We start from the raw sequence: 23,106 nt of genomic DNA on the forward strand, positions 1-23,106 counted from the left end.
AACTCACGGCCGTGGCCGCCGCTCGGCGCCCGCCGACCCGCGCGGTGACGCGGAAGGTTCCGGTCTAATCGGACCGCACCACGTAGGCTGACAGCGATCGATCCAGATGGTCGGCGGCCACCAGGCGATGGCCGACGAACGACAGCACCCACACACTGCCCTTGCGATTGCGCGCCGACGGCAGCGCGATCCCGTCGCGTTCGGCCAGCCATCCCAGCAGATCGGGGATCACTTTGCCTTGACTGCAGACCACGCGAATGGCGTTGTCCGACACCAGGGCTCGAAAACGTTCCCGGGCCTGGTCCGGGTTTTCGGCGTACCCGGATTCGGAAAGCAATGGCTCCTCGATGATTTCGACACCGAGCTTCTCCGCCAGCGGCGCCACGGACTGCACGCAACGCAGCGGGGGAGCCGAGTAGACCTCGGATGCGCCGAATGCCAACAGATTCGACGTGAGGGCCTGCGCCTGCGCCTCGCCGTCGCGGTCGAGCGGACGCTGATCGTCCGGACCGTTGAAGCGGTCCCTGCGGCCCGCTTTGGCATGCCGGACCAACAGCACGGTCTGGGTACGCGCGGGCAGCCGGGTGAAGGCGCGCACCACCTGCCGGTCCATCGGATACGACAGTTGGTCCATCACCCGATCCAGCGGATGCCAGCTGAGCACGTCCACCTCGGAGTTGACCGTGAATTCCCCGCCCACCTGTTCGGCGGCCCAATAGTCGACCCGCTTCAGCTTGCGATGACCGGGGATCGGGTAGGTCACGTGGCCGAGGTAGCGGCCGAGCCTGCTCTCCAGCCCGGTTTCCTCCCTGACCTCGCGGACCGCGGCCAGCACCGGCGTCTCACCCGGGTCGAGCTTGCCCTTCGGCAGCGACCAGTCCTCGTACTTGGGACGGTGGACGAGGGCGATCTCGATCGCACCCGTGGACGACTCACGCCACAGCACCGCTCCCGCGGCGTGGATATTGGCGGTGACGCGGGGATCCCAGAAGGGGCCCCCTTCCTGCTCGAACCCCGTTTTGGCGTTCACTGCTGATCTGGCCTCCGCAGCCGCATCAAGAACTCCTGATGATCTCTGATCTTGTCCCCGTCGCCGGAGGTGCCCGGCGACGCCCGCCACGTGCCGTCCGGTTGCAGCACCCAGCAGCGCGTGGTCGGCGACAGGGCCGAGTCGAAGACCCCGCCGAGTTGTTCGGTCAACCGCGGATCCTTCACCTGCGCCATCACCTCGACCCGGCGATCGAGGTTGCGGTGCATCATGTCGGCGCTGCCGATCCAGTACTGGTCCTGCGCCTGGAAGTGCATGATGCGGGAATGCTCCAGGAACCGGCCGAGGATGGAGCGCACCTCGATGTTCTCGCTCATGCCCGGCACGCCGGGGCGAAGGCCGCAGATGCCGCGCACCACGATCTGCACCGGCACGCCGGCTTGGGAGGCCCGGTACAGCGCATCGATGACCTCTTCGTCGACGATGGCGTTGGCCTTCATCCGGATTCGGGCGTCCTGCCCCTGACCCGCCAGCTCGGTCTCGCGCTGGATGCGCTCGATGATGCCGGAGCGCACGCTGTGCGGGGCGACGAGCAGATTGCGGTAGTTCTCCTTGCGCGAGTAACCGGTCAGCGAATTGAACAGGTCGGTCAGATCGGCGCCGATATCCGGTGCGGCGGTGAGCAATCCGACGTCCTCGTAGAGGCGGGCGGTCTTCGGGTTGTAGTTGCCGGTGCCGATGTGGCAGTAGCGCCGGATGGTGGCGCCCTCGCGGCGGACCACCAGGCAGGTCTTGCAGTGGGTCTTCAGGCCGATGAGGCCGTACACCACGTGCACGCCGGCCTGTTCCAGCGCGCGGGCCCACTTGATATTGGCCTGCTCGTCGAAGCGCGCCTTGATCTCGACCAGGGCCACGACCTGCTTGCCCGCCTCGGCGGCGTCGATGAGCGCGTTGACGATCGGGGAGTCGCCGGAGGTGCGGTAGAGCGTCTGCTTGATGGCGAGCACCTGCGGGTCCGCGGCGGCCTGTTCGATGAATCGCTGCACGCTGGTGGAGAACGAGTCGTACGGATGGTGCACCAGCACATCGCCCTCGCGCAGGGCGGCGAAGACATTGCGCGGCGTCTCACGCTCGCCGAAGGCGGGCGGCGTCGCCGGGACGTACGGGGTGTCCTTCAGGTTCGGCCGGTCGACGCCGTACACCTGCCAGAGGCAGGACAGGTCGAGCAGGCCGGGCACCTGGATGACGTCACCGGGATCGACGTCCAGCTCGCGCAGGAGCAGATCGAGCATGTGCTCGGTCATGTCGTCGGACACTTCCAGTCGCACCGGCGAACCGAACCGCCGCCGCGCCAGTTCCCGCTCCAGCGCTTGCAGCAGGTCCTCGTCGCGATCCTCGTCGACCTCGAAGTCGGCGTTGCGGGTGATCCGGAACGAGTGGTGCTCGACCACGTCCATGCCGGGGAACAGCAGGTCGAGGTGCGCGGCGATGAGCGCTTCCATCGGCAGGAAAGCGGCGATCGGGGAGCCGGATTCGGTGCGGCGCACGCGGACGAACCGATCGACGTTGTCGGGGACCTTGACGCGGGCGAAGTGCTCGCCGCCGGTCGCGGAATCCTTGACCGTGACCGCGAGGTTGAGGCTCAGACCGCTGATGTAGGGGAAGGGGTGCGCGGGGTCGACCGCGAGCGGGGTGAGGACCGGGAAGACCTGATCCTGGAAGTAGCCGGACAGGCGCAGGCGTTCGTCCTCGTCCAGATCGCTCCAGTCGATGATCGCGATGCCCTCCGCGGTCAGCGCGGGCAGCACGCTGTCGAGGAAGACGCGGGCATGCCGCACCGCGATCTCCTGGGTGCGCGTGGCGATCAATTCCAACTGCTCGCCGGGGGAGCGGCCGTCGGCCGAGCGCACCAGCAGGCCGGTCTCGGCACGGCGTTTCAACCCGGCCACCCGCACCATGTAGAACTCGTCGAGATTCGACGCGAAGATCGCCAGAAACTTCGCACGCTCCAGCAACGGCAGCGACTCGTCCTCGGCGAGGGCGAGCACGCGGGCGTTGAAGTCGAGCCAGCTCAATTCGCGATTGAGGTAGCGATCGCGGGGCAACCGCACCGCCGACGAGTCGGCCGACAGGGGTGTCGCCGCTGGGGGTGGCGTGGGAAGCAACGGCTGCTGCTTGACGGTTTCCGTATCGCTCACGCCAACGATCATCCCCTACCGGAGAGGTCATGTGCATCCCGCGACCGGGATCGTCATGTGTCTCACGCCACCATGGCGACCGGCTAGCACACGTGCGGAACGGGTTCGTGAACGCCGCCCGGCCAGCCGATGTCGTGCAGGACAGCACGCGTCGCGTTTCCGGCCCCGAGGGCCACCGCGCGGTCGAGGTCGGCGGCGGTGTCGACGTCCAGGCGCAGGCCCGGCCAGTCCCCGGCGAGATCGACCGCGCCCGCGTCGATATGGCTGCGTGCCGAGCCAGGGCCGAAACGGGGATCGAGCGCGGCGACCGGGTCGCGGACCACCAGCGCGGCGGTGCCGCTGCCCTCGTGATCGATCACGATCGAGCGCAGTCCGCGCGGGGCGGCGGCGAGCATGTCCGACAGTTCGTCCGGGCGCAGCGCGGGCAGATCGGCTTGCAACGCGAGCAGATCGATCGGGCCGTGCGCGCCGCGCAGCGCGGCGGCGGTGGCGGCGAGCGCGGTGTTGAGCCCGTCGGCGTGCTGCTGACGCGGTTCCGGGTGGACTTCGGCGCCGAGCGTGCGGGCCAGATCGGCGACGGCGGGGTCGGGCGTGACCACGGTGACCGACACGACCTCGCCGACCGCGGCGGTGGCGGTCACGGTGTCGGCGAGCATCGCCAGCACCAGCCGGGCCCGGTGCTCCGGGCGCAGCCGGTCGGCCAGTCGGCTCTTGGCCCGATCGAGGCTCTTGACCGCGATCACGGCATGCACGGCGTGCGGGCGCATGCGGGCAATCCTTCCATGGCATATTGGGCTGATGACGAGGGCGGCTGTGCTGGGCGCGGGATCGTGGGGCACCGCGTTCGCGAAGGTGTTGGCGGAGGCGGGAACCGAGGTCACGATCTGGGCCAGGCGGCCGGAGGTCGCCGCGACGCTGGCCTCCGAACATCGCAATCCCGATTACCTGTCGGATATTCCGCTGCCGCCGGTCGCGGCCACCCACGACCCGGCGGTGGCGCTGGAGGGAGCCGACATCGTCGTGCTGGCGGTGCCGTCGCAATCGCTGCGGGCCAACCTCGCGGAATGGAAGGGATTGATCCCCGGCGACGCCACGCTGCTGAGCCTGGCGAAAGGCATCGAGACCGGCACGCTGCTGCGGATGAGCGAGGTGATCGCGGAGGTCAGCGGCGCGGATGCGAGCCGGATCGCGGTGCTGTCCGGGCCGAACCTGGCGCGCGAGATCGCGGTGGGCCAGCCCGCCGCGACCGTGGTCGCCTGCTCGGACAACGAGCGCGCGGTCGCGGTGCAGCACGCCTGCGCGACCGGATACTTCCGGCCCTATACCAACACCGATGTGGTCGGCTGCGAAATCGGCGGCGCCTGCAAGAACGTCATCGCGCTCGCCTGCGGTATCGCGTCGGGGATGGGTCTGGGCGACAACTCGATCGCCAGCCTGATCACCCGAGGGCTGGCGGAGATCATCCGGCTCGGGGTGGCCCTCGGCGCGGAGCCGGTGACGCTCGCGGGCCTGGCCGGAGTCGGCGATCTGGTCGCCACCTGCACTTCCCCGTTGTCGCGCAACCGGTCGTTCGGTCATGTGCTCGGCGCGGGCGGTTCCATGGACGCTGCCCAGTCGGCGACTCATGGCCAAGTCGCCGAGGGTGTGAAGTCCTGCACATCGGTGCGCGCGCTGGCCGAGCGGCACGGTGTCGAGATGCCGCTGACCACCGCGGTGCATCAGGTCTGTCACGAAGGGCTCTCCGTGCGCGAAGCCGTCGGCAACCTGCTCGGGCGGCGGATGAAGCCGGAGTGATCCCGGCTCGCCGTGGCGGGAGTGTCCGGGACGGTCAGCGGTGGGATCGCGTTCCGAAACGGGTACGGTTCGGGGCATGACGAACCGGATCAGGGTGGCTGTGGTGTTCGGCGGGCGCAGCAACGAGCACGCCGTGTCCTGCGTATCGGCCGGCAGCGTGCTGCGCCACCTGGATCAGGAGAAGTACGAGGTCGTGCCGATCGGCATCACCGCGGAGGGTCGCTGGGTGCTGGGCGGTTCGGACGTGGCCGCGCTCGGCATCCACGATCGCGCCCTGCCCTCGGTGGACGCCACCGGCACGGCACTGACCCTGGCCGCGGACCCCAGCCGCTCGGGGGCGCTGATCGCGCTGGACGATCCCGGCGCGGCGCTCGGTTCGGTCGACGTGGTGTTCCCGATCCTGCACGGACCGTTCGGTGAGGACGGCACCTTGCAAGGAATGCTGGAACTCGCAGGAATCCCCTATGTCGGCCCCGGCGTACTGGCCAGCGCGGCGGGCATGGACAAGGAATTCACCAAGAAACTGCTCGCGGCGGAGGGGCTGCCGGTCGGCACCCAGGTGGTGTTGCGGCCCGGCGACGCGACGGTCGGCGAGGAGGACCGGCAGCGCTTGGGCCTGCCCGTGTTCGTCAAACCGGCGCGCGGCGGATCCTCGATCGGCATCACCCGCGTCACCGACTGGAACGAGCTGGACGCGGCCATCGCCGCCGCACGCGCGCACGACCCGAAGGTGATCGTCGAAGCGGGGATCGTCGGACGCGAGGTGGAGTGCGGGGTGCTGGAATTCCCGGACGGCCGGGTCGAGGCGAGCGTGGTCGCGGAGATCCGGATGCCGGAGACCGGCGTCACCACCGACGGCCCCGGGTTCTACGACTTCGACACCAAGTACCTCGACGACGTCTGCGAATTCGACGTCCCCGCGAAACTGGACGACGAGGTGTCCGACCGGATCCGGGAATTGGCCGTGCGCGCGTTCCGGGCCCTCGACTGCCAGGGCCTGGCGCGGGTGGATTTCTTCGTCACCGAGCAAGGGCCGGTGATCAACGAGATCAACACGATGCCGGGATTCACCGCGATCTCCATGTACCCGCGCATGTGGGAGGCCACCGGCATCGATTACGCCGCGCTCGTCTCCACCCTCATCGAAACCGCGCTCGTCCGCGGCACCGGTCTGCGCTAGGGCGCGGCGGCGCGGTAGCGATCCGGCGAGCAATCACCGGGTGCCCGGCCAGTTATCGGCGATACGTGGAATCGGGCGGGACCGCGCGGAGTCCTCGGGAGATCAGTACGAGCTCCCGCAGCGCATCGGACATCTTTCGTCGGCTGCGACCCGGGGCCCGACGGTTGCTGAAGAATCGCCACTCGAAATCTCCGGATGATCGGGCGGACGCGGGGAACGCGATCCCGCGCGCGACGTCCGCGGCATGCTCGACATCCACGCCGGGACCGGGCAGCGAGCGCTGCGCGAGGCGCGTCAGTTGGGCAGCGGTCCCGGGTCGATCGGCTGGAGCGGAAGGTTGGCGGTGATGGTGTCGGAGACTTCTTGCAGCGGGGTCGGACCCGATCCGTCGGGGACGGTGAGCGCGACGTAGGTCCCCCGGTCGACGGCGAACCACGTGCTCGCTTTGGCGGCCTGGTCGCGGACCTCGAACCACTGCACGCCGTTCACGACCTGCAGCGGCGAAGCGCGGTTGAACTCCAGCGGGCGATCCAGCCCGCAGCGCAGCACGATCGGGTCGCCGCCTTCGGCGCGCTGCCACGCGCGGGTGGCCGGTGGAGCGGGTTCGACCAGGGTCGATTTCGTGAACTCGCCCAGGTCCGCAGGCAGGGCGGGCAGCAGGGCGGCGCAGGCCGGGCCCTCCGCCGCCGGAGCAGGGACGGGGCCGAGCACCAGCGGTTCCCGCTCGACGGGCGCCCGGCGCGCGAGCACGGCGGCCACGAGCACCGCGACGACCAGCACGACCGGAAGCGCCACCGCCGTGGCGATGAGCGCGGGCGGGTACTGGTGTGCCCGGGCCGGCGCGGGTTCGCTGTCCGGCTCGGCGACGCCGGCTTTCTCGCCGTCCGCGCTCTTCGCGGCGGAGGCGGCAGCGGTCTGCGTGTCATCGTCCGCGCCGCTCGAGGACGAGGGCTCCCTCGGGGCGTTCCCCGGGTCCGTCGCATCGGTGTGTTCGTGCCCGGGCTCCGCCGAATCACGGTCCGACGAATCCGCCGCCATGCTCACCGATCCTTTCTTCCTCGCGCGTCGGCGCTGGTCGCCGCCCCCGCCGCAGGGCGAGGGGCCGGGTGGTACTCGAGTGCCTCCGAAAGGGTACCGTCGGGCTCGTTCCAGCAAGCAGCGCGCCGGAAAGGATCGGTCATCAGCGCCAGCAGGGCCCCGAGGACAGTGCGTGAACTGGGCGAGTTCGCGCTGATCGAGCGCATCAACGCGGGCCGCGTGCAGGCGCCGGGTGTCCTGCTCGGCCCCGGCGACGACGCGGCGCTGGTCGCGGCGCCGGACGGCCGGTTCGTGGTCACCACCGACATGCTCGTGCAGGACCGGCACTTCCGGCTGGACTGGTCCGGTCCCGAGGACGTCGGCCGCAAGGCGATCGCGCAGAACGCCGCCGACGTGGTGGCCATGGGGGCGACGCCGACCGCGTTCGTCGTAGCGCTCGGCTGCCCGGCCGACACCCCGCTCGAGGTGATCGACGGCCTCGCCGACGGCATGTGGGCCGAAGCCGCAAGGGCGGGGGCGTCCATCGCGGGCGGCGACCTGGTTCGCAGCCGCGAACTGGTCGTCTCCGTCACCGCCTTCGGCGATCCCGGCCGCGGCGCGCCGGTCACCCGGGCGGGAGCGCGCGTGGGCGATGTCGTCGCGGTGGCGGGCCGCCTCGGCTGGTCGGCCGCTGGACTGGCCGCCTTCACCGCCGGAGCGACCGGACCCGAAGTCGCGGAAGCCCTTGCGGCGCATCGTGTTCCGCAACCGCCGTACGCGCTAGTGCTGGACGCGCTGGGACGCGGGCGACAGGGAGGAAAGAAACTTTCTATAGCGCAGCGCATTTCGCCTGCCGAGACCGATGCCCCCGATATCGGCCTGCACGCGCTGACCGATGTGTCCGACGGGCTGCTCGCGGATCTGGGTCACATCGCGTCGTCCTCGGGTGTCGCCATCGACCTGGATTCGGCCGCCCTGCGCGACCCGGCGCTGGAATCCGTCGCGGCCCTGCTGGAAGCCGATGCGGCGCAATGGATCCTGACCGGCGGCGAGGACCATGCCTTCGCGGGCGTCTGGGCGCCGGGCCGCGCGCTACCGCCCGGATGGGTCGCGATCGGGCGGGTTGTGGCCGGTCGCGGGCTCACCGTCGACGGTGTGGCGCAGACCGGCGACGGCGGGTGGGAATCGTTCCGTGGGGCGGACTCGTCATCCGGCGACCGGCCACGCTAAGTTGTGCGGTCATGGGCGCGAAACCACTGTCGGAAATCATGGATCCGGGATGGGCGAAGGCACTCGAGCCGGTGGCGGATCGGATTGCCGCCATGGGCGAATTCCTTCGTGCCGAGAACGCCGCCGGCCGTGGCTACCTGCCCTCGGGTGACAACGTCCTTCGGGCCTTCCAGCGTCCGTTCGACGCGGTGCGCGTGCTCGTCGTCGGCCAGGATCCGTATCCCACGCCGGGCCACCCGATGGGACTGAGTTTCTCCGTCGCGCCGGACGTTTCGCCGATCCCGCGCAGCCTGGCCAACATCTTCGCCGAATACAGCAAGGATCTCGGTCACCCGACGCCGTCCTGCGGCGATCTGAGCCCGTGGTCGGATCAGGGAGTCCTGATGCTGAACCGCGTGCTCACCGTGTCGCCCGGCAAGCCGGCCTCACATCGCGGCAAGGGGTGGGAGGCGGTCACCGAGCAGGCGATCCGCGCCTTGGTCGCCAGGGACGAGCCGTTGGTCGCGATCCTGTGGGGCCGCGACGCGGCGACGCTCAAACCGCTGCTGACCGAAGCCGAGGTGCCCTACATCGAGTCCGCGCATCCGTCGCCGCTGTCGGCGTCTCGTGGATTCTTCGGTTCCCGCCCCTTCTCGCGAGTGAACGAATTGCTCGACGAACTGGGGGCCGAACCGGTTGACTGGCGCCTGCCCTGAATCGGGCGTCTGTGTGTGATCGACCGAGTTAACGAGTGAGGAGCTGTTCCATGCACAACACCACCGTCCGCGGCGCGCTGCGCGGCACGACCGCGACCCTGGCCTTCTGCGCCGCTCTCAGCAGCGGCGCCGCCGTCGCGAGTGCGGCCCCGCTGCGGCTGGAGCCCGCTACGGAGACCACCACGGCTCCGGTCGCCGAGGAATACACCTCGACCGGCTCCTCCACCATCTCCGCGTCGGTGAACGCCAAGATCGCGTGCCTGTTCTTCGCGGGCAATCTCGCCTGCTGAACCCTCGAAACGCCGGGTTCGCGCCAGCGCGGCCCGGCGTTGTGCGATCCTACGGATCGTGAGTAATGCGAACTATCTTCTCGAACCGTCCCGGCTCCGGCTGCGCGGTTCGGGCGGAATCGAGCTGGCCGCCGATCAGTTCGGCCCGGTCGACGGCCCGCTCGTCGTCTTCTTGCACGGTGGCGGGCAGACCCGCCATTCGTGGAAGAAGACCGGCGCCCGGCTCGGCGCGTCGGGGATGCGGGTCGTCACGGTCGACGCCCGCGGCCACGGCGACAGCGAGTGGGCGCCGGATCGCGACTACCGGCGCCAGACCATGGTCGACGACCTGCTGCTGGTACTGGAACAGCTGGGCGAGCCCGCGGTGGTCGTCGGGGCCAGCATGGGGGGAATCACCGGTCTGCTCGCCACCGCGCGGCCCGGCGGAGAGGCGATCACCGCGCTGGTGCTCGTCGACATCGTGACCCGGCCCGAGCCGGAAGGGGTGGCCCGAGTGATCGACTTCCTCGGCAAGCATCGCGACGGCTTCGACAGTCTCGAACAAGCCGCCGACGCGGTCGCCGAGTACCTGCCGCACCGCCCGCGCCCGAAGAGCCCCGAGGGACTGCTGCGCAATCTGCGCGAGCGCGACGGTCGCTGGTACTGGCACTGGGATCCGGACATGCTCAGCGACCGGGTCGAGGATCCGTCCGCGATGATCGAGCCGATGGAGGACGCGGCGCGGGCGCTGCGCATCCCGGTGCTGCTGGTGCGCGGCATGCGCTCGGACGTGGTGAGCGCCGAGGGAGCCGAAGCCTTCCAACGGCTCGTGCCGCACGCTCAACTGGTGGAGATCGGCGGCGCCGCGCACACCGCGGCCGGTGACGACAACGACTCGTTCACCGACGCGGTGGCGAAATTCGTGCTCTCGACCCGGGAGTGACGCCCGATCAGGCGAGCCCGGCGTAGTCCGGTTTGCGCTTCGCGACGAACGCGTCGACACCTTCGCGTCCGGCGGCGGAGCCCGCGGCCGCTGCGATCCCGTCGCGCTCGCTGTCGAGCTGATCGCTCAAAGTCGCCGTGTCCGACTGCCGCAACAGCGACTTGATGCTCGCGTGGGTGGAACGCGGCCCGGCGGCCAGGGTCCGCGCGAGGCGCTGCGCCTCCTCGGCGATCTCGGCGTCGGGAACCAGCCTGCTCAGCACGCCGAGGCGCACCGCGTCGCCGGCGTCGAGGACGGCGTCGGTGAGCAGGATCTCGCGCGCCCGCGCCCGCCCCACGATGCGCGGCAGCGTCCAGGACATGCCGCCGTCGGGGCTCAGGCCGATGCCGGGATAGGCCGGACGCAGTTTGGTGCCGGGTCCGCCGAGGGCTATGTCGGCCAGGCAGACCAGGCTCATACCCGCGCCCGCCGCCCAACCCTGCACCGCGGCCACCACCGGAACCGTCGTAGCGTCCAGCGCGCGCACGAATTCGTGCAGGTCGGTGGCGAGACCGTGGATGTGCGCCGAGCGGTCCTGCGCCGCGGCGAAACCGCGCACGTCGCCACCCGCGCAGAAGTTCGCGCCCACGCCGCGCAGCAATACCGCGCCCACCTCGGAGCCGAGCGAGCGCAGTGCGGCGGTGCCCGCGTTGATGCCGGCGAAGTCCATGGATGTGCCGTTGGCGGAAGTGGCGATGGTGATCTGGAGGACGCCGTCGACGGTCGTCACGTACCCGGCTTGCTCGCTGGTGGTCATGTTCTGCACCTTAATCGGCGCGTCCGGGCGCGAGCCCTCGGTGGTCCGCGGCATCCGGGCGCGGGAGAGACACGAACTCTATGGCCGAATTATGTCGCCTAGGGGCTGTCCTCTGCGGAGTCGGCGTGCATCGTGGGCGTGCGCACCATGCGCACCTCGATCGCGGCGGTGAATGCCTCGACCTTGCGCGTGCCGTCGAGCACGAAACCGTGCCGCCGGTAGAACGCCTGGGCGCGCGCGTTCTGCTCGAACACCCACAGCGAGCACGGAGCGGCCGGATCGAGCGCGGCGCGAATCAGCTCGTCGGCGACTCCGCTGCCGTGCCAGGAGGAACGCACGTACAGGGCGTGCAGCTCGAGCGGGGTCACCGCGTCCGCGTCGCCGGGCGGGCCCGCGCTGGAGAATCCGATCACCACGTCGTCGACGATCGCGACCTGCGTGCGGCCCGGATAGCGCGCCCGGTCGCGCTCCCACTGCTCGGCTCGCCGCCCGATGTCGAAGGCGTCGAGCACGTGCGCGGGCACCAGCCCCCGGTACGCCTCGCGCCAGCAGGCGATGTGGCATTCGGCGAGGCTGTGGACGTGCTCGGCGCTGAGCGGCTGGACCCGCCACGGACGCTCGGTCACCGCGGCCATGCGCGGCCCGCACTCATGACGACGCCCCGGACCACCCGATACGGGTGCCGGGGCGTGTGCCGGCGGTGCCGGTCAGCCGGAGGGCGGATCAGCCGCGGGCGACCTTGCCCGCCTTCAGGCAGGAGGTGCACACGTTCATGCGCCGGGTGTTGCCCGGGGCGACCTGCGCGCGCACGGTCTGGATGTTCGGGTTCCAACGACGGTTGGTGCGCCGGTGCGAGTGCGAGACCGACTTCCCGAAGCCGGGGCCCTTGGCGCAGACGTCGCAGACGGCAGCCATAGTCGCGAACTCCTTCATGTCAATGGTGGGGACCGCCGCCTTCGCGGTGCGGCGCGTCCTCGTGCAATGTCGAGTGTGTGCCCTGCCGGCGGAGAGCCGGCCAGCGCTGACCGGTGACGGCCGCGCGAGGCAACCCTGCAAGGGTAGCTGTGCCGCCTTCGATCCACCAAACCGGTCCCCGCGAACGAGTGCCGGATCGGTCGCCGGGCATATCCATTCTAATGACGCGGTCTTGCCGGTCGCCTGTCGGGACCGCCCGCTAACCTGGCGGGCGGTGGTGGCGCGTGGGTGGCGGAAGGGAGTGAGGTGACGGTGTCCGCAGCGCGAGACGTGATGGACGGCACGGCATTGCTGCGCTGGGGCCGCACCTGTCTCGCCGGCCTGGAGCAGCGGCGTGACGAGATCAACGCGCTCAACGTCTTTCCGGTGCCGGACGCCGACACCGGCACCAATCTGCTCGCCACCATGCGCGCCGCGGTGGAGGCGGGCGAGGGGGCCGCGCGGGCGAACGGGAGCGCGAGCGCCGTCGCCGTCGCGATGGCGCACGGCGCGACGGTCGGCGCCCGCGGCAATTCCGGCATCATCCTGTCCCAGGTGCTGCGCGGCGTCGCCGACACGGTGCACCGCGGTCCGTTCACGGCCGACAACCTGCGCGCCGCGCTGGCCAGGGCCTCGGAACTGGTCCGCGAGGCGCTGAGCGTGCCGATCGAGGGCACGATCCTCACCGTGCTGGACTGCGCGACCGCCGCGGCCGCCGGATGCCCCGACCAGGAATTGGCCGACGTGGCGCTCGCGGCGGCCGACGGCGCGGCCAAAGCGCTCGGTGACACGCCGTTCCAATTGGGTGTGCTGCGCCGGGCCGGTGTCGTCGACGCGGGCGCCCGCGGGCTGGTCGTGCTGCTGGACAGCTTGGTCGCCGTGACCAGAGGGGAGGCGCCGGCGCGGCCGGAGTACCCGCGGCCCGCGGCGTCCGCGCGTCCGGCGCCCGCTCGCGAGGCCGAACCGCAGTACGAGGTGATGTACCTGCTGACCGACTCCGACGAGCGGAGAGTGGCCGCGCTGCGCGCACGTCTTGGCGAACTCGGCGACTCGGTCGTCGTGGTCGGCGACGGAAGCGGGTCATGGTCGGCGCACGTGCACTGCGCCGACGCGGGTGCGGCGGTGGAGGCGGGCATCGCGGCGGGCAGGCTGAGCCGGATCCGCGTCGAGAACGTCGCTTTCGCGTCGCATGCCGAGCTGTCCGACGTGAGCATCGGCGCCGCCGATCGCAGTGGGGGCGCGGGTCGAGATCCGGGCGAACCATTCGATGGTGGTGCGTTCGGGACCGGGGCAACCCGCGTCGACGGCATCGCGGGGTCCGCCCCGGCCGCCGATTCGACGCAGGTGGTGGCCGGAGCGCTCGGCCCGAGCGCGGCGCCCGCGGGAGTTCCGGCCGATCGCGGGATTCTGGCGGTGGTCGCGGGCGCGGGCGCGGCGGCGCTGTTCGAGGACGCGGGCGCGGTGGTGCTGGCGGACGAACCCGTCACCGCGTCCACGTTGCTGGCCGCGATCCGGCGGATGCCCAACCGCGAGGTGCTGGTGCTGCCCAACGGCGCGCTGCCCGCGCACGAACTCGTCGCCGTCGGTGTCGCCGCGCGTGACGCCCACCGCGACGTGCTGCTGTTGCCCAGTGGGTCGATGGTGCAGGGACTGGCCGCGGTGGCGGTGCACGACCGCGGGCGGATCGCGGTGGACGACGCCTTCGCCATGTCGGAGGCGGCCGCCACCACGCGCTGGGGATCGCTGCGCGTGGCGACCGAGCGCGCGCTCACCATGGTCGGCACCTGTGCACCGGGCGATGGGCTCGGCCTGGCCGGGCACGACGTCGTCGTGATCGAGCGCGACGTGCGCGCCGCGGGACGGACGCTGCTGGACCGCCTGCTCGCCTTCGGTGGCGAGCTGGTCACCCTGCTGATGGGCGCCGCGGCGCCGGACGGACTCGGCGACGAGTTGGCGGCGTATATCGCGCGGCACTTTCCCGGTGTCGAGGTGATCGTGTATTCCGGTGGGCAACAGGGTGATTCGGTGCAGATCGGAGTGGAGTAGGGCATGGCGACACTGAGCGATCGGCTCGACCACATCCTCGGCGCGAAGGCGGCGGCCTCGCTCGCGGACGCCTTCGGGATGCAGACCGTCGAGGACCTGCTGCGGCACTACCCGCTGCGGTACGCGACGCAGGGGCAGCCGCTCACCGAGGAAGCGCCCGAGGACGGCTCGCACATCACCGTCATCGGACGGATCACCAAGGCCGAACTGCGGCCGATGCGCAACCGCCGCGGGTCGTTGCTGAAGGTGGTGCTCGACACCGGCGCGGGTCGCGGCGTCGACGTCACCTTCTTCCACGGCGACAAAGTGAAGTACGTGGTCCGCGAAGGCATGCGCGCGATGATGTCCGGCACCGTCAACTACTGGCGTCCCGGCCAGTGGAATCTGAGCCACCCCGGCTACCTGATCCTGCCGGAGACCGAGGGCGAGGACGACTCGGTCGGCGCGCTGACCAAGGTGCGCGGCGGCGGAGACCTGCGCGGCCTCGCCGAGAGCGCGAAAGGCGCGGCGGGCGTGGATACCTCCTTCATGGAACGCGAGTTCATCCCCGTCTACCCCGCGACCGCGAAGGTGCAGAGCTGGGACGTGCTCGCCTGCGTGCGTCAGGTCCTCGATCAGCTCGATCCGCTCGACGATCCGCTGCCGGAAGACCTGCTCGCCGAACGCGCGCTGCCCACCTTGTCCGACGCGTTGCGTCTGATCCACCTACCCGAGCGCAAGGGTGACATCGATCGGGCCAAGGATCGGCTGCGTTTCGACGAGGCGCTGGCTCTGCAATTGGTGCTGGCCGAGCGCAGGCACGAGGTGTCGGGGCGCAGGGCGCGCGCCTGCGCGCCACGGCCGGACGGCATCGCCGCGGCGTTCGACCAGCGGCTGCCCTTCGAGCTCACCGCGGGGCAGCAGCAGGTCGTCGCGGAGATCTCCGCCGATCTGGCTCGCGAGCAGCCGATGCACCGGTTGCTGCAAGGCGAGGTCGGCTCCGGCAAGACGATCGTCGCCCTGCACGCCATGCTGCAGGTGGTGGACGCGGGACTGCAGTGCGCGCTGCTCGCCCCGACCGAGGTGCTCGCCGCGCAGCACTATCGGTCGCTGCGCGGCATGCTCGGCGAGCTGGGCGCCGCGGGCGAACTGGGCGCGGCCGACCACGCCACCCGCGTGGTGCTGGTGACCGGGTCGATGTCGGCCGCGGCCAAGAAGGCGGCGCTGCTGGAAGCGGTGACCGGAGAGGCGGGCATCGTGATCGGCACGCACGCGCTGATCCAGGACAACGTCGAGTTCTTCGACCTCGGCATGGTGGTGGTCGACGAACAGCATCGCTTCGGCGTCGAGCAGCGGGACGCCTTGCGCGCCAAGGCGAAAGCCGGGACCAGTCCGCATCTGCTGGTGATGACCGCGACGCCGATCCCACGCACCATCGCCATGACGACGCTCGGCGATCTGGAGACCTCCACCCTCACCGAACTCCCGAAGGGCCGCTCGCCGATCGTCTCCAAGGTGGTGCCGCGCAGACAGCACCCGAACTGGGTGGATCGCGCTTGGGAGCGGATCGTGGAGGAGGTCGCCGCCGGGCGCCAGGCGTACGTGGTGTGTTCGCGTATCGGCGACGACGAGGAGACCGCGGGCAGATCCCGCAACGGGCGCGCGAAGAACGGCGACGGTGAGAAGGAAGGACCGACCACCCAGGCCGTGCTCGACGTGTTCGAGATGCTGCGCGCGGGCCCGCTGTCCGGCGTGCGGGTCGGCCTGCTGCACGGCAGGCTGCCGGCCGACGAGAAGGACCAGGTGATGCGGGCGTTCAACGACGGATCGGTGGACGTGCTGGTGTGCACCACCGTGGTCGAGGTCGGCGTGGACGTGCCCAACGCGACGGTGATGGTGATCGTCGACGCCGACCGGTTCGGCGTCAGCCAACTGCATCAGCTGCGCGGCCGGATCGGCCGGGGCGAGCACCCCGGCCTGTGCCTGCTGATCACGGACGCCGCGCCGGGCGGGTCGGCCATGGCTCGGCTGGACGCGGTCGCCGCAACCACCGACGGCTTCGAACTCGCGGTGCTCGACCTGCGGACCCGCCGCGAGGGTGACGTGCTCGGCGCCGCCCAGTCCGGCACGGCCCGGTCGCTGCGGCTGCTGTCGCTGCTGGACGATCTCGAGGTCATCACCGCCGCGCAGGAATTCGCCCGCGCGGTGGTGGCCGCCGACCCGGGGCTGCGCAGGCATCCCGGCCTCGCGGGAATGATGCACGCGGCGGTGGATTCCGAGCGTCTGGAGTACCTGGCGAAGTCCTGACTGCACGGGCGCTCTTCCCGCCACAGGTCGCGCGGTATGCCGAAATCCTCGGCTGCTCCCCGCAACGGATCGTCGGCTCGCTCTCCGGTTCGAGGTGTGGGTGCATGCGTGGTGGTGTCGCCGCCGCGCCCATACGCTCTGCGGTTGGAGGTGTGGGTGCATGCGTGCGTGGTGCCGCCGCACCCATACGCTCACCGCTTCGAGGTTCGCGTCCATGTATGGCGGTGCCGTCGCCGCGCCCATACGCTCTGTGGTTCGAGGTGTGGGTGCATGCGTGGCGGTGCCGTCGCCATACCCTTACGCTCGCTGCTTCGAGGTTCGCGTCCGTGTGTGGCGGCGGCGGCGCACCGATACGCGCACTGGGGGAGCCGAAGAGTTCAGCGCCGCACGGCGGACTGGCGGGCGCGGTTGTGTGTGGTGTTCTGGTCAGACGGCGGCGAATGAACCGCAGCGCTGCGGCCGTTTCAAGGCCGCGACCTCGTCTACGCCCACGAAGGAGCGGTCTCGGGCCCGGCGTCTGGAAAAGCCCGACCGGAACCAGGTCACGTCTCGAGTCCGCGCACGCCGAGGGTCCGGACGATCCGCGCCGTGGTCGTCCGGAACAATTCGCCGGAATCGGAGTGGTCAGCGCCCGAGCCGCGGGTAGGGCAGGTCGGTGCTGGTGTGCTCGGCGATCGCCAACGGACTGCCGATGTGCGGGAAGGCGCGCTGTGGGCACGCCGGGCGCTCGCACACTTTGCAGCCCGCGCCGATCGGGACCGAAGCCGCCGGGTCGTCCAGTTGCAGCCCGGCCGAGTACACCAAGCGGTCGGCGTATTCGATATCGCAGCCGAGGCCGATGGCGAAGTTCTTCGCCGCGGTGCCGAACCCGTGCGGGGTGATCGCCGCGGTGCGCGCGATCCACAGATACCGGCGGCCGTCGGGCATCTCGGCCACTTGGGTGAGGATCCGGCCGGGATTGGAGAAGGCCTCGTGCACCACCCACAGCGGGCAACTGCCGCCGACCCGGGAGAAGTGGAACGCGGTCGCGGACTGGCGTTTGGAGATGTTGCCGGCCCGGTCGGTACGGACGAAGAAGAACGGAACGCCACGCTGGCCCTGCCGTTGCAGGGTACTGAGCCGATGGCAGATCGTCTCGAACCCGACCTCGAAACGCAGACCGAGCAGGTCGATGTCGTAGCGCAGTTCCTCGGCCGAGCGCAGGAATCGGCCGTAGGGCAGCACCAGCGCGCCCGCGAAGTAATTGGCCAGCCCGATGCGCGCCAGCGTGCGGGATTCGCCGGTGAGCGAGGGGCTCTCGGCCAGCACGGCATCCAGCTCGGCCCCGTACAGCAGCAGGCCGAGCGTCGTCGCGATCTGGAAAGCGCGCTGGCCAGGACGCAACCGGCGAGCGAGCGTGAGCGTGCGGGTCTCCGGGTCGTAGTGGCGCTTGGGGACGGTGGGGTCGGCGCCGTCGCCGCGCACCAGAACGGTGACGCCGGCGCGCTCCTCGGCGATGCGGGCGAGCTGGCGGTCGAGCGAGCCGATGGTCAGCCCGGAGTTCTCGAACAGTTGCTCGGCGGCGATGTCCAGTTGTGGGATGTGGTTGTGGTGGTCGTAGAAGAAGTCGCGCACGTCCTCGTAAGGCATGGGCACACCGGGCGCGCCCGCAGGCGCGGACACCCGCGCCGACAGCAGGTCGAGCTGGTCGGTGGCGGCGCGTAGTCGGCGATGCATGGCGACGACGATCCTGGCGACTTCCGGTTGGCGGGTCGCCAGCTCTTCCACCTCGGTCAGCGGCGCGGTGTGCCCGCCCGCGGCGTCGACCAGCACTTCGTGCAGGTCGGAGACGAGCCGGGCGTCGGAATCCGCGGCGAAGAACTGGACATCCAGATCGAAGGTGGAATTCAGTTTCAGCAGTACGGGAATGGTGAGGGGGCGCTGGTCGCGCTCGAGCTGATTGAGGTAGCTCGGCGACAGATCCAGCGATTTCGCCAGAGCCGCCTGAGTCATCCTCCGCTCTTCACGCAATCGCCGAAGCCGGGCGCCCGCATACATCTTGCGCACGTGCACGATGGTAGCTGCGATTATTTGCAATCATCGCAATAACGCGCGTTATTACACACAAAACTCTGCTTTTGCCAGGTGTCCAGCAATGCATTCGATCTGCGTAGCGTGCGAAGAGAGGTTTTGCCGTCGCGGAAGTCGAGGACACCCTTCCCTACCGAACGATTGCTTGGTTCAATCGATCGGTTCCGGTATCCCGCTCCGGCGCCAGGAAGTGAGTAGAACGAATGCCCGATCCCGACGAACTCGTGCGTGCGATGTGCCGAAGCTGGTCCGATCCCGATCCGGACCGGATCAGCGCGTACTTCGCCGAGGACGCCGTCTACCACAACATTCCGATGGAGCCCATTGTCGGCCGCGCCGCCATCCGCGACTTCATCGCAGGCTTCCTGACCACCTTCGAGGCCATCGATTTCGACATCCACCACCAGATCGCCGCGGGCAACGTGGTGATGAACGAGCGCACCGACACCCTCCGCTCCGCCGGGCGCGAGACCCCGCTCGCGGTCATGGGCTTCTTCGAAGTCGCCGACGGCGTCATCACCACCTGGCGCGACTACTTCGACATGGCCGCCATCAACCGCGCTTTCGGCCTGTAGGAGCCTCAGCCGAAAAGATCGTTCGCGGATTCGGCCGTAGCCGCCTTGCGCGTCCAGGACTCGAGCTGGTCGAGATCGGTGCACCCGGCGATCTCGGCTCGGGTCCTCGCCGGGATGTCGATCCCGCGTGCTTCCAATACAAGGAAGAGAGCTCGCACCGCTTCTTCGGTCCGCCCCTCGTCGCGTCCTTGCGCCACGTACTTACGGGCGAAATCGCTCTGGTACTCGTACTTGAAGGTCGACGTCATCAGTTCCTCCAGTCGATGCCGGGCCGTCTTCGACAGTGCCGCGACAACAAGGTCATAGTACATTTTCGCCCGCTCGTCATCGGTACTCTGCAGTCCGGCGACACCACGCGGCCACCTGAGCGTCCGGTGTGACGATCATCAGGAAGACCGGGCACTGCAATCGAGCCCGGAGAGTGCTGACATACACCGGCCAAGCCCACTGTCGGGAGCGGTCACGACCGAGCTGCACTTCCAGCACGATGCCGGCCACGGCGATTCCCGCCGAATCGGTGCAGATCAAGGCGACATCGCCCCGGAACTCGGTGGGGCCGACGTCCGTGTAGTCGGATGACTCCGTGCGCGCGTCAGCGTACTCGGGTAGGGAGATGCCGAACGCGTCGGTGAGTAGACCGGCCGCCAGAATCGGCCGCGACCGGAACATCTCTACGAGCACTTCGTGCTGCTGTGTCGGCATGAGGTGAAAGATAGTAGGGCGCAGCGACATTCGGATTTGTGAAGTGAATTTTCATATCGATGGAACCGAATCGAGGACAGGCGCGTCGAAGGTAGGCAAGAGGGGAAAGACGGTGTCGTAGTCGACTTGTGAGGAGGGGTAGCCGATGGAGCGTTGTTCCGGGTGTCATACGGCGTGGCGGCGAGGGATGCGGGCGCGGGCGCGGGAGTTGCTGGTGACGCGGCGGGAAGAACCGTGTGATCGGTACACCCGACGGCGGCGGCAACCGCCTCGGCCGGAACCGGAGTCCAGCTGAGATGCGGAAGATCGGTGCCCCCTTCGACAGGCGAAGGGGGCACCGAATCAGCGATCGGCGGGCAGGATCACCGCACGGCCGCCGCCGCGGCGACCATATTGCGGAGCGAGGCTTCCACCTCGGTGCGTCCCCTGGTCTTCAAGCCGCAGTCCGGGTTCACCCAGAGTCGTTCGGCCGGAATGGCTTTCAGCGCCGCGCGCAACGATGCGGTGATCTCGTCCACGCTGGGCACACGCGGAGAATGGATGTCGTACACGCCGGGGCCGACGCCGAGGTCGAATCCCGCCGCGTTGAGGTCGTCGAGCACCTCCATGCGCGAGCGTGCCGCCTCGATGGAGGTGACGTCGGCGTCCAGCCCGGCGATCGCGTCGATCACCTCGCCGAACTCCGAATAGCACAGGTGCGTGTGGATCTGCGTCGCGTCGGACACCCCGGAGGTCGCCAGCCGGAACGCCCGCACCGACCAATCGAGGTATCCCGGCTGATCGGCCGCGCGCAGGGGGAGCAGTTCCCGCAAGGCGGGCTCGTCGACCTGGATGATCCGGATGCCGGCCGCTTCCAGGTCCACGGTCTCCTCCCGGATCGCCAGCGCCACTTGGCGGGCGGACTCGTCCAACGGCTGATCGTCGCGCACGAACGACCACGCCAGGATCGTCACCGGGCCGGTCAGCATGCCTTTCACCGGTTTGCCGGTGAGCGACTGCGCGTAGCCGATCCACTCGACGGTCATCGGCTCGCGCCGCGCGACGTCTCCGAACAGGATCGGCGGACGCACGCAGCGCGTCCCGTAGGACTGCACCCACCCCTGCTCGGTCGTCGCGAACCCGTCGAGTTGCTCGGCGAAGTACTGCACCATGTCGTTGCGTTCCGGCTCGCCGTGCACGAGCACGTCCAGCCCCAGCTCCTCCTGCAGCGCGATGACGTCCGCGATCTCGGCGCGCATCCGGCGCACGTACTCCGCTCGATCGATCTCGCCTTTGCGCAGCGCGGCGCGCGCCAACCGGATGGCCGAGGTCTGCGGGTAGGAACCGATCGTCGTGGTCGGCAGCGCGGGCAGCCGCAAACGGTCCCGTTGCAGTTCCCGGCGTTGTTCGGCGGGCGCGCGGCGGTCGGCGTCCGGCCCGAGCGCGGCCAGTGCGGCCCGCACCCGCGGATCGTTCAGCCGCGGATCCGACCTGCGCGACGCCAGCGCCGCGCGCACCTCGGCCAACTCGGCGGCGATCGCCTCCGTGCCCTGGGTCAATCCGGTCGCGAGCAGGCGTACCTCCGCGACCTTCTCCGCGCCGAACGCCAGCCAGGACCGCAGTCGCTCGTCCAGCCCGGTTTCCGCGGCCAGCGAGTACGGTACGTGCAGCAACGAGCAGGAACTCGAAACCGCCACAGGCGCAGCGGATTCCGACAAGGCGCCGAGTGTGGCGACGGCCCGGTCGAGATCGGTGCGCCATACATTGCGACCGTCCACGACCCCCGCGACGACCAGCTTGCCCGCCAGCGCGGAAATGGTGGAGATGTCGGCGCCCGCGGTGAAGTCGAGGGCGACCCCCTCTATCCCCGTGCTCGCCAGCGCCGGCAGTGCGGCACCCGGCTGCCCGAAGTAGGTCGCGACGAGCACCGCAGGGCGCTCGGCGGCGTCGGCCAGTTCCTCGTAGGTGACCTGCACCAAGCCGATCTCCTCCGCCGTGAGGTCGGTGACCAGCGCAGGCTCGTCGATCTGCACCCACTCGGCGCCGGCGACGGCGAGCCTGCGCAGCAGCTCCCGGTACAACGGCAGCAACTCGATCAGCCGGGCCAGCGCCGAACCGCCGGTCGCCTTCGCCAGCTTCAGGAAGGTGATCGGCCCGATCACCACCGGACGCGCGGGCACGCCCAGTTCGAGCGCTTCGCGCAGTTCCGCCAGCAGCTTGTCCGGGTGCAGCGAGAAGGAGGTGTCCGGGCCGATCTCCGGTACCAGGTAGTGGTAATTCGTGTCGAACCACTTGGTCATCTCCAAGGGTTCGACGGCGTCGGTGCCGCGTGCGGCGGCGAAGTACCGTTCCAGCGGGTCCGTGATCCCTGCGACCCGGGGCGGCAACGCGCCGAGCAACTCGGCCGTGTCGAGCATCTGGTCGTAGTAGGAGAACGTACCGACCGGAATGGAGTCCAGGCCCGCGGCTTGTAATTCGGCGAACTGGGCGTGCCGGAGTTCGCGCGCCACGGCGTGCAACCGACCGGCGTCGATCTTGCCTGCCCAATAGGCCTCGGTGGCCCGCTTCAGTTCGCGCCGCGGCCCCACTCGTGGAAGCCCGAGAACCGTCGCGGTGAACGACTTTTGCTGTGCAACAGTCACGATGTTTCTCCATTGCTGAGGACGAAAGCCATCGCCATACGGGCAGGCGGAGAACCCGGTGACATGCCGGTGATGTTCCCGGCCGAGGAGCCCGACACGTCAGCTGGTGATCCGCGCGCCCAATCCACGAGGCGGTGGCCGCCGGATACGGCGTACCCGGCACGGCTGGCAGGTCTTCGGACTCGCGGGCACCGGCCGTGCGGGCCGGCATACGCCGGATAGCTCCCGATGGCCGACCTACTGGCCGTCGCTTCCCGAGTCGCGGAGCCTTCCGGCTCGGTGAACTCAGTGCCTGGTGACGGCGGTCGTTCCTGCATACCGCTGCGGGACAGTCCCGGATTCCCACCGGGTTCCCTCTCACCCGCCGTGACGTCGCCGCACGGGCGGGCTCGACTCCGTCGCGCGACGTCGGGGCTCCATCTCGTCGTGCTGCGGTGAACCAGCTGCCCACTCAGCATAGGACGCGGCGAGGCGAGCAGATCGCGAGGGATGTCACGCCGGCAATTGCCCGGCCCGCGCGACGCGCAGCGATCGGGCGCCTGCTTCCCGTTCCGGCTACCGGCCCGCCCGCGCATGCGGACTCGGATCGCTCCATCGGCCATCCGGACGTCGGGCCATCCGGTAACCACCTTCTCGAACTCGCCGTTCGCCTGGTCCGCAGGTGCGGACGCGGGTCAGGCGAACTCGGCTCGATACCGCGCCCGGCCATCGGGCACCTGTTCGACGGCCCACGCCCTCGGAC

Annotated in this window: 20 protein-coding genes and 1 riboswitch; of the genes, 9 read left to right on the top strand and 11 right to left on the bottom strand. The window is 69.9% G+C overall.

Annotation, left to right across the window (positions count from 1 at the left end):
- Positions 1-64 precede the first annotated feature (64 nt).
- From ACWDMM_RS13200 to cofC, 3 genes are all read right to left on the bottom strand, one after another.
- On the bottom strand, positions 65-1,030 hold the full coding sequence (locus tag ACWDMM_RS13200; protein WP_195078666.1) for an NUDIX hydrolase: 966 nt from the start codon (positions 1,028-1,030) through the stop codon (positions 65-67).
- Positions 1,027-3,198, bottom strand: coding sequence for an RNA degradosome polyphosphate kinase (locus ACWDMM_RS13205; protein ID WP_195078667.1), 2,172 nt, complete (start codon positions 3,196-3,198; stop codon positions 1,027-1,029). The genes ACWDMM_RS13200 and ACWDMM_RS13205 overlap by 4 nt, the downstream gene beginning before the upstream one ends.
- A gap of 71 nt (positions 3,199-3,269) precedes the next feature.
- The gene (gene cofC, locus ACWDMM_RS13210) at positions 3,270-3,953 is read right to left on the bottom strand and encodes a 2-phospho-L-lactate guanylyltransferase (RefSeq protein WP_449937494.1); all 684 of its coding nucleotides are present in this window, start codon (positions 3,951-3,953) and stop codon (positions 3,270-3,272) included.
- Between the two features lie 31 nt (positions 3,954-3,984).
- On the opposite strand from cofC, the gene ACWDMM_RS13215 reads away from it, so the two are divergent.
- Both ACWDMM_RS13215 and ACWDMM_RS13220 read left to right on the top strand, forming a co-directional pair.
- Positions 3,985-4,980, top strand: a complete 996-nt coding sequence (locus ACWDMM_RS13215; protein WP_195078669.1) for an NAD(P)H-dependent glycerol-3-phosphate dehydrogenase — start codon at positions 3,985-3,987, stop codon at positions 4,978-4,980.
- 76 nt (positions 4,981-5,056) lie between these two features.
- On the top strand, positions 5,057-6,160 hold the full coding sequence (locus ACWDMM_RS13220; RefSeq protein WP_195078670.1) for a D-alanine--D-alanine ligase family protein: 1,104 nt from the start codon (positions 5,057-5,059) through the stop codon (positions 6,158-6,160).
- Between the two features lie 294 nt (positions 6,161-6,454).
- Here the strand turns inward: ACWDMM_RS13220 and ACWDMM_RS13225 are convergent, their stop codons facing one another.
- Positions 6,455-7,198 carry a DUF3515 domain-containing protein gene (locus tag ACWDMM_RS13225; protein ID WP_357107738.1) on the bottom strand — a complete coding sequence of 248 codons (744 nt, stop codon included), beginning with the start codon at positions 7,196-7,198 and terminating at the stop codon, positions 6,455-6,457.
- A gap of 168 nt (positions 7,199-7,366) precedes the next feature.
- Between ACWDMM_RS13225 and thiL the strand changes: the two genes are divergently transcribed.
- Genes thiL through ACWDMM_RS13245 form a run of 4 tightly spaced genes read left to right on the top strand, consistent with a single transcriptional unit; the run spans position 7,367 to position 10,314 of the window.
- Positions 7,367-8,407: a thiamine-phosphate kinase gene (gene thiL / locus ACWDMM_RS13230; protein ID WP_195078672.1), complete on the top strand. Its 1,041-nt coding sequence runs from the start codon at positions 7,367-7,369 to the stop codon at positions 8,405-8,407.
- An 11-nt stretch (positions 8,408-8,418) separates the two neighbouring features.
- Positions 8,419-9,102: a uracil-DNA glycosylase gene (locus tag ACWDMM_RS13235; RefSeq protein WP_067797457.1), complete on the top strand. Its 684-nt coding sequence runs from the start codon at positions 8,419-8,421 to the stop codon at positions 9,100-9,102.
- A 50-nt stretch (positions 9,103-9,152) separates the two neighbouring features.
- Positions 9,153-9,392: a hypothetical protein gene (locus ACWDMM_RS13240; protein ID WP_195078673.1), complete on the top strand. Its 240-nt coding sequence runs from the start codon at positions 9,153-9,155 to the stop codon at positions 9,390-9,392.
- A 58-nt stretch (positions 9,393-9,450) separates the two neighbouring features.
- Positions 9,451-10,314, top strand: a complete 864-nt coding sequence (locus ACWDMM_RS13245; protein WP_195078674.1) for an alpha/beta fold hydrolase — start codon at positions 9,451-9,453, stop codon at positions 10,312-10,314.
- Between the two features lie 7 nt (positions 10,315-10,321).
- Here the strand turns inward: ACWDMM_RS13245 and ACWDMM_RS13250 are convergent, their stop codons facing one another.
- The 3 genes from ACWDMM_RS13250 to rpmB all read right to left on the bottom strand — a co-directional run bounded on the left by ACWDMM_RS13250 (position 10,322) and on the right by rpmB (position 12,025).
- Positions 10,322-11,110, bottom strand: a complete 789-nt coding sequence (locus ACWDMM_RS13250; protein ID WP_195078675.1) for an enoyl-CoA hydratase/isomerase family protein — start codon at positions 11,108-11,110, stop codon at positions 10,322-10,324.
- Positions 11,111-11,208: 98 nt separating this feature from the next.
- Positions 11,209-11,745, bottom strand: coding sequence for a GNAT family N-acetyltransferase (locus tag ACWDMM_RS13255; protein ID WP_323124202.1), 537 nt, complete (start codon positions 11,743-11,745; stop codon positions 11,209-11,211).
- Between the two features lie 88 nt (positions 11,746-11,833).
- The gene (rpmB, locus tag ACWDMM_RS13260; RefSeq protein WP_039799620.1) at positions 11,834-12,025 is read right to left on the bottom strand and encodes a 50S ribosomal protein L28; all 192 of its coding nucleotides are present in this window, start codon (positions 12,023-12,025) and stop codon (positions 11,834-11,836) included.
- A gap of 333 nt (positions 12,026-12,358) precedes the next feature.
- Between rpmB and ACWDMM_RS13265 the strand changes: the two genes are divergently transcribed.
- Both ACWDMM_RS13265 and recG read left to right on the top strand, forming a co-directional pair.
- Positions 12,359-14,110, top strand: a complete 1,752-nt coding sequence (locus tag ACWDMM_RS13265; protein WP_195078919.1) for a DAK2 domain-containing protein — start codon at positions 12,359-12,361, stop codon at positions 14,108-14,110.
- 3 nt (positions 14,111-14,113) lie between these two features.
- Positions 14,114-16,396 (top strand): ATP-dependent DNA helicase RecG, encoded by a 2,283-nt coding sequence (gene recG, locus ACWDMM_RS13270; protein ID WP_195078676.1) that lies wholly within the window; start codon positions 14,114-14,116, stop codon positions 16,394-16,396.
- A 624-nt stretch (positions 16,397-17,020) separates the two neighbouring features.
- Here the strand turns inward: recG and ACWDMM_RS13275 are convergent.
- Positions 17,021-18,442, bottom strand: coding sequence for a short-chain fatty acyl-CoA regulator family protein (locus ACWDMM_RS13275; RefSeq protein ID WP_195078677.1), 1,422 nt, complete (start codon positions 18,440-18,442; stop codon positions 17,021-17,023).
- A 227-nt stretch (positions 18,443-18,669) separates the two neighbouring features.
- Between ACWDMM_RS13275 and ACWDMM_RS13280 the strand changes: the two genes are divergently transcribed.
- Entirely contained in the window at positions 18,670-19,041 is a 372-nt protein-coding gene (locus ACWDMM_RS13280; RefSeq protein WP_195078678.1) for a nuclear transport factor 2 family protein, read from the top strand.
- A 5-nt stretch (positions 19,042-19,046) separates the two neighbouring features.
- Here ACWDMM_RS13280 and ACWDMM_RS13285 read toward each other — a convergent pair whose 3' ends face one another.
- The 3 genes from ACWDMM_RS13285 to metE form a co-directional block, all read right to left on the bottom strand.
- Complete coding sequence (locus ACWDMM_RS13285; RefSeq protein ID WP_323124203.1) at positions 19,047-19,289, bottom strand: hypothetical protein; 243 nt, start codon at positions 19,287-19,289, stop codon at positions 19,047-19,049.
- 76 nt (positions 19,290-19,365) lie between these two features.
- A complete protein-coding gene (locus ACWDMM_RS13290) occupies positions 19,366-19,743 on the bottom strand; it encodes a hypothetical protein (protein WP_449937504.1) in 378 nt (125 codons plus the stop codon).
- Positions 19,744-20,105: 362 nt separating this feature from the next.
- Positions 20,106-22,367, bottom strand: coding sequence for a 5-methyltetrahydropteroyltriglutamate--homocysteine S-methyltransferase (gene metE / locus ACWDMM_RS13295; RefSeq protein ID WP_449937649.1), 2,262 nt, complete (start codon positions 22,365-22,367; stop codon positions 20,106-20,108).
- A 147-nt stretch (positions 22,368-22,514) separates the two neighbouring features.
- A riboswitch (cobalamin riboswitch) is annotated at positions 22,515-22,744 on the bottom strand.
- Between the last annotated feature and the right edge of the window lie 362 nt (positions 22,745-23,106).

Source organism: Nocardia sp. NPDC003726 (assembly GCF_053586955.1).